The 6,244-nt window shown below is 59.0% G+C and carries 4 protein-coding genes; all 4 read left to right on the top strand.

What is annotated here, in order from left to right; translation table 11 throughout:
• Positions 1-838 precede the first annotated feature (838 nt).
• The 4 genes from ACIGDJ_RS12235 (at position 839) to ACIGDJ_RS12220 (ending at position 6,185) form a co-directional block, all read left to right on the top strand.
• Positions 839-2,197: a glutamine synthetase family protein gene (locus ACIGDJ_RS12235; RefSeq protein WP_101161459.1), complete on the top strand. Its 1,359-nt coding sequence runs from the start codon at positions 839-841 to the stop codon at positions 2,195-2,197.
• Between the two features lie 56 nt (positions 2,198-2,253).
• The gene (locus ACIGDJ_RS12230) at positions 2,254-3,618 is read left to right on the top strand and encodes an aspartate aminotransferase family protein (protein WP_312999747.1); all 1,365 of its coding nucleotides are present in this window, start codon (positions 2,254-2,256) and stop codon (positions 3,616-3,618) included.
• Between the two features lie 171 nt (positions 3,619-3,789).
• Complete coding sequence (locus tag ACIGDJ_RS12225) at positions 3,790-4,902, top strand: polyamine ABC transporter substrate-binding protein (RefSeq protein WP_101161455.1); 1,113 nt, start codon at positions 3,790-3,792, stop codon at positions 4,900-4,902.
• 185 nt (positions 4,903-5,087) lie between these two features.
• Positions 5,088-6,185 (top strand): polyamine ABC transporter substrate-binding protein, encoded by a 1,098-nt coding sequence (locus ACIGDJ_RS12220; protein ID WP_101161453.1) that lies wholly within the window; start codon positions 5,088-5,090, stop codon positions 6,183-6,185.
• Positions 6,186-6,244 lie beyond the last annotated feature (59 nt).

The raw sequence follows: 6,244 nt of genomic DNA, 5'->3' as shown, positions 1-6,244 counted from the left end.
ACGTACCCCCCCCCCCCCCCCCCCCCCCCCCCCCCCCCCCCCCCCCCCCCCCCCCCCCCCACCCCCCCCCCCCCCCCCCCCCCCCCCCCCGCCCCCCCCCCCCACCCACCCCCCCCACCACCTTTGTTGTTAAAAATATCAATCATTGATCTTTTCTGGTTTCAGTCAACCCGAACGGCCTGCCGAAGTCAAGCGAGGCCTTTTTTGCCCCGAAAAAGCGCTTGAAGGGCATTTATGGGGCACTTTGGGGCATTTTTTCAAACCTTGAACGTTGCTCAGCTGCGGGCTTGAGCAGGCCGTGTTGTATTTTTTACGGGGGTGTTGTGTAAAAAAATGAACAAGGCTAAGCTCCGGTCAAACCCATAACAGCAATAATACCGGGGTGCTTCATGTCTCGCCTGCCGTTAATCGGCATCACCGACTGCTCGCAACAGTCCGGTCTGCATGCTCATCACATCAGTGGCGATCAATCCGTCCGTAGCGCAGCCAGCAAGGCGCGCAGCCTGTCGACGAGACTCTCGTCAACATCCGGCACAACGGCACCGTCCGATATTCTGGACGTCGGGCACAGCATCCGCTTTATGGCGTCTCCTTCCACTATAGAACTCTTTCCCACTCAAAGCGCGTGCCGCACTCAGCGTCGTGCTTGTGATTCTGCACGTTTGCAAAGTGCACGGGAAATGCAACGCCAGCGTAAAGGGCAGGTAAGCTCCTCTTTCATTGTCTATGCGCGGTGCCAGGCGTAAGCCGGCACTGCGCGAGCAAGCCCCCTTAACGCGACGCCCCAAGCGTCAAAATTGCCTGACATCGCGTCAGGAGACTCAGCCCAGAGGCATTTATGAGTAACAACCTCGACCAGCTCACCGATTGGTTGAAAGACCGCAAGATCACAGAAGTCGAATGCATGATCGGCGACTTGACCGGCATCACCCGGGGCAAGATTTCGCCGACCAACAAGTTCATCGCCGAAAAAGGCATGCGTCTGCCGGAAAGTGTTTTGTTGCAGACCGTGACCGGTGACTACGTCGAAGACGACATCTATTACGAACTGCTCGACCCGGCCGACATCGACATGATCTGCCGCCCCGACCAGAACGCCGTGTACCTGGTGCCGTGGGCCATCGAGCCGACCGCGCAGGTAATCCACGACACCTATGACAAGCAAGGCAACCCGATCGAGCTGTCGCCGCGCAACGTCCTCAAGAAGGTTCTCAAGCTGTATGCCGACAAGGGCTGGCAGCCGATCGTCGCGCCGGAAATGGAGTTCTACCTGACCAAGCGCAGTGACGACCCTGACTATCCGTTGCAGCCGCCGATTGGTCGCTCCGGTCGCCCGGAAATCGGTCGTCAGTCGTTCTCCATCGAAGCGGCCAACGAATTCGATCCGCTGTTCGAAGACGTCTACGACTGGTGCGAACTGCAGGAGCTGGATCTCGACACGCTGATCCACGAAGACGGCACGGCGCAGATGGAAATCAACTTCCGTCACGGTGACGCACTGTCGCTGGCCGACCAGATTCTGGTGTTCAAACGCACCATGCGCGAAGCGGCGCTCAAGCACGACGTGGCCGCGACCTTCATGGCCAAACCGATGACCGGCGAGCCGGGCAGTGCCATGCACCTGCACCAGAGCATCATCGACATCCACACCGGCAAGAACGTCTTCTCCAACGAAGACGGGACCATGAGCCAGTTGTTCCTGCACCACATCGGTGGCCTGCAGAAACTGATCCCCGAGCTGTTGCCGCTGTTCGCTCCCAACGTCAACTCGTTCCGCCGCTTCCTGCCGGACACTTCGGCACCAGTGAACGTCGAGTGGGGCGAAGAAAACCGCACCGTCGGCCTGCGCGTACCGGACGCCGGCCCGCAGAACCGCCGCGTGGAAAACCGCTTGCCGGGCGCCGACGCCAACCCGTACCTGGCGATTGCCGCGAGCCTGCTCTGCGGCTACATCGGTATGGTCGAAGGCCTCAACCCGAGCGCGCCAGTGGTCGGCCGTGGTTACGAGCGCCGCAACCTGCGTCTGCCGCTGACCATCGAAGACGCGCTGGAGCGTATGGAGAACAGCAAGACCGTGGAGAAATACCTCGGCAAGACCTTCATCACCGGCTACGTCGCGGTCAAGCGGGCCGAGCATGAAAACTTCAAGCGCGTGATCAGTTCCTGGGAGCGTGAGTACCTGCTCTTCGCCGTCTGATACGCCGGGCGCGCTGCGCAGGCGGCGCGCCTTCACCGATAACAAGGAGAATTGGCATGACCAGCAACAACCCGCAAACCCGTGAGTGGCAAGCGCTGAGCAGCGATCACCACCTGGCCCCGTTCAGCGACTTCAAACAGCTGAAAGAGAAGGGCCCGCGGATCATCACCAACGCCAAGGGCGTTTACCTGTGGGACAGCGAAGGCAACAAGATCCTCGACGGCATGGCCGGCCTGTGGTGTGTGGCGATCGGTTACGGTCGCGATGAACTGGCCGATGCCGCCGCCAAACAGATGCGCGAGCTGCCGTACTACAACCTGTTCTTCCAGACGGCCCACCCGCCGGCGCTGGAACTGGCCAAGTCGATTGCCGACGTTGCGCCAGAAGGCATGAACCACGTGTTCTTCACCGGCTCCGGCTCCGAAGGCAACGACACCATGCTGCGCATGGTTCGCCACTACTGGGCGATCAAGGGCCAGCCGAACAAGAAAGTCATCATCAGCCGCAAAAACGGTTATCACGGTTCCACCGTGGCTGGCGCCAGCCTCGGCGGCATGACCTATATGCACGAACAGGGCGACTTGCCGATCCCGGGCATCGTTCATATCGCGCAGCCGTACTGGTTCGCCGAGGGCGGCGACATGACGCCGGAAGAGTTCGGCATCTGGGCGGCCAATCAGCTCGAAGAAAAGATTCTCGAAGTCGGTGTCGACAATGTCGGTGCCTTTATTGCCGAGCCGATCCAGGGTGCCGGTGGCGTGATCATTCCGCCCGATACCTACTGGCCGCGCATCAAGGAAATCCTCGCCAAGTACGACATTCTGTTTGTGGCCGATGAAGTGATCTGCGGTTTCGGCCGCACCGGTGAGTGGTTCGGTAGCGATTTCTACGACCTCAAACCGGACATGATGACCATCGCCAAAGGCCTGACCTCCGGTTACATCCCGATGGGTGGCCTGATCGTGCGTGATTCGGTGGTAGCCGTGCTCAATGAAGGCGGCGATTTCAACCACGGCTTCACCTATTCCGGGCATCCGGTGGCAGCGGCGGTGGGCCTGGAAAACATCCGCATTCTGCGCGATGAAAAAATTATCGAGAACGCCCACAACGAAACGGCACCGTATTTGCAGAAACGTCTGCGCGAGCTGAACGATCATCCGTTGGTGGGTGAAGTTCGCGGCGTCGGTCTGCTGGGGGCGATCGAGCTGGTGCAGGACAAGGCCACGCGCAAGCGTTACGAAGGCAAGGGCGTCGGTATGATCTGCCGGCAGTTCTGCTTCGACAACGGCCTGATCATGCGCGCGGTGGGCGACACGATGATCATCGCGCCGCCGCTGGTGATCAGCAAAGCCGAGATCGATGAGTTGGTTACAAAGGCACGCAAGTGTCTGGATCTGACCCTCGGTGCGCTGCAGGGCTAAGTGCTAGGCTTTGAGCGAGCAGGTTGCGGCTTGCTCGGTCAAAGCTGTCAGAAAGGCCGGTCTTTTGTTGAAAGACCGCCTCGGATCTTGCCAGACTAGCCGCGGTTCCAGTTGTCCGGGGTCGGCCGCTGAACAATGTGGTTCAAAAAAGAAAAATTTGGAGCATGACGCATGAAGGCATTAGGTAAAAAGCTTGCTGGCAAGACACTTCTCGCGCTGTCCGTGGCGGGCATGATGGCGGGTGCGGTTCACGCGGACGACAAAGTGCTGCACGTTTACAACTGGTCCGATTACATTGCGCCGGACACTGTGGCCAATTTCGAAAAAGCCACCGGGATCAAAGTCGTTTACGACGTCTTCGACAGTAACGAAACCCTGGAAGCCAAGTTGCTGGCCGGCAAATCCGGTTACGACATCGTGGTGCCTTCCAACAACTTCCTCGCCAAGCAGATCAAGGCCGGCGTTTACCAGGAGCTGGACAAGTCCAGGCTGCCGAACTGGAAAAACCTCGACGAAGACCTGCTCAAGGCCGTTGGCGACGCCAGCGACCAGGGCAACAAACACGCCTTCCCGTACATGTGGGGCTCGATCGGCATCGGCTACAACCCGGCCAAGGTCAAGGCTGCGCTGGGCATCGACAAGATCGATTCGTGGGACGTGGTGTTCAAGCCGGAAAACATCGAGAAACTCAAAAGCTGTGGCGTGAGCTTCCTCGATGCACCGACCGAAATGATTCCGGCCGCATTGCACTATCTGGGCAAGCCGACCGACAGCAAGGACAAGGCTGATCTGAAAGCCGCCGAAGACCTGTTCCTGAAGATTCGTCCGTCGGTCGCCTACTTCCACTCCTCCAAGTACATCTCGGACCTGGCCAACGGCAACATCTGCGTCGCTGTCGGTTACTCGGGTGACCTGGAGCAGTCCAAGACCCGCGCCCAGGAAGCGGGTGACAAGGTCAAACTGGCTTACACCATTCCGAAAGAAGGCGCCGGGACTTTCTATGACATGGTCGCCATTCCCAAGGACGCCGAAAACGTCGAAGCCGCCTACAAGTTCATGAACTACCTGCTCGAGCCGCAAGTGATGGCCGGCATCACCAACGCCGTGCGTTTCCCGAACGGCAACAAGGCGGCCACGCCATTGGTAGACAAGGACATCACCAGCGATCCGAGCATCTACCCGTCGGCTGAAGTGAAGAAACAGCTCTACGCGATCAGTGACCTGGACGCGGCGACTCTGCGCCTGATCACGCGCAGCTGGACCAAAATCAAATCGGGCAAATAAGCCGGTTTGCTGCAGCAACCACTGGCCGTCGTCGCCGCGACGGCGGCCAGCGGATAATTAATTGACAGAAAGTTTTGCTGGATCGGTTTTTCGAGGGTAAGTTGCGCGCCGGTTTTGTTGTCGGGCAGCCATGGCTGTCATGCAGCGCGGGCAACTTGGGCCCAATCCATTTAGAGGACCTCCACTTGCCTGTATTTTCTTCTTTGCGCAAAGCCCTGCTGGTCGCTGCCGGCCTGACCATCGCTGTCGGAGCCCAGGCCGCCGGTACGGTGCATATTTATAACTGGTCCGATTACATCGGCGAATCGACCCTGGCCGACTTCGAGAAAGACACCGGGATCAAACCGGTCTACGACGTCTTCGACTCCAACGAAACCCTGGAAGGCAAGCTGCTCGCCGGGCGTACCGGTTACGATGTGGTCGTGCCGTCGAACCACTTCCTCGGCAAGCAGATCAAGGCGGGCGCGTTCCAGAAGCTCGACAAGGCGCAGCTGCCGAATTATTCCAACCTCGACCCGGTGCTGCTCAAGCGCCTGGAGCAGAACGATCCCGGCAACCTCTACGCCGTGCCGTATCTGTGGGGCACCAACGGCATCGGCTACAACGTCGACAAAGTCAAAGCTGTGCTGGGTATCGACAAGATCGATTCCTGGGCCGTGCTGTTCGAGCCGGAAAACATCAAGAAGCTGCACAGCTGCGGCGTCGCGTTCCTCGATTCGGCTGATGAAATGATGCCGACCATGCTCAATTACCTGGGCCTGAACGCCAACAGCACCAACACCAAGGATTACGAAAAAGCCACCGCCAAGCTGCTCGCGGTGCGTCCGTACGTGACCTATTTTCATTCCTCGAAGTACATCGGCGATCTGGCCAACGGCGACATCTGCGTGGCGATCGGTTTCTCCGGCGACATCTTCCAGGCGAAGAACCGTGCCGAGGAAGCCAAGAAGGGCGTCAACATCGCCTACTCGATCCCGAAAGAGGGTGGTGCGCTGTGGTTCGACATGCTGGCAATCCCCAAGGATTCGCCCAACGTCAAAGAGGCCCACGCCTTCATCAACTATTTGCTGAAACCTGAGGTGATCGCCCAGGTCAGTGATTACGTCGGTTACGCCAACCCCAACCCGGGTTCGGACAAGCTGATGGAACAATCCATTCGCACCGATGAAGCGGTTTACCCACCGCAAGCAGTCCTCGACAAGACCTACGTGTCGACCGAGTTGCCAGCCAATATTCAGCGTTTGATGACCCGCAGCTGGACCAAGGTCAAGTCGGGCAAATAACGCACAAACTATCCAGGGTTCGTCTTGCGTGGCGAACTGCTGCTTCTGTTGGGAGTTTC

The organism is Pseudomonas sp. NPDC079367, assembly GCF_044542195.1.
Lineage (GTDB): Bacteria > Pseudomonadota > Gammaproteobacteria > Pseudomonadales > Pseudomonadaceae > Aquipseudomonas.
This window is presented reverse-complemented; position numbering and strand designations above follow the sequence as displayed.